At 69.6% G+C, this 701-nt stretch carries 1 protein-coding gene; it reads left to right on the top strand.

Features of this window, described 5'->3' with window-relative positions:
* Positions 1-700, top strand: a 700-nt coding sequence (locus EEB15_RS33145; protein WP_141514244.1) for an aldehyde dehydrogenase family protein, incomplete at its 5' end; no start/stop codon positions are given.
* Position 701: the final 1 nt, after the last annotated feature.

Genomic DNA, 701 nt, shown 5'->3' on the forward strand with positions numbered 1-701 from the left:
GGTCGCCGACCTCGACGCCGCCGTCTACACCATCATCCAGTCCGCCTTCATCTCCGCCGGCCAGCGCTGCACCTGCGCCCGCCGCCTGCTGGTGCCGCAGGGCGCCTGGGGCGACGCACTGCTGGCGCGCCTGGTGGCGGTCAGCGCTACCCTGCGGGTCGGGCGCTTCGACGAACAGCCGGCGCCGTTCATGGGCGCGGTGATTTCGCTGAGCGCCGCCGAGCACCTGCTCAAGGCCCAGGAGCATTTGATCGGCAAGGGCGCACAGCCGCTGCTGGCGATGACCCAGCCGATCGACGGCGCCGCCCTGCTGACCCCGGGCATCCTCGACGTCAGCGCGGTGGCCGAGCGACCGGACGAAGAGTTCTTCGGGCCGTTGTTGCAAGTGATCCGCTACTCCGATTTCGCTGCGGCGATCCGTGAAGCCAACGCCACCCAGTACGGCCTGGCCGCCGGGCTGCTGTCGGATTCCCGCGAGCGTTTCGAGCAGTTCCTCGTGGAAAGCCGCGCCGGCATCGTCAACTGGAACAAGCAGCTCACCGGCGCCGCCAGCAGCGCGCCGTTCGGCGGTATCGGCGCGTCCGGCAACCACCGGCCGAGCGCCTACTACGCCGCCGATTACTGCGCCTATCCGGTCGCCTCGCTGGAAAGCCCCAGCGTGTCCCTTCCTGCCACCCTGACTCCCGGGATCAGCCTATGAA

The sequence above is a fragment of the Ramlibacter sp. WS9 genome (assembly GCF_003797765.1).
Classification (GTDB): domain Bacteria; phylum Pseudomonadota; class Gammaproteobacteria; order Burkholderiales; family Burkholderiaceae_C; genus Ramlibacter.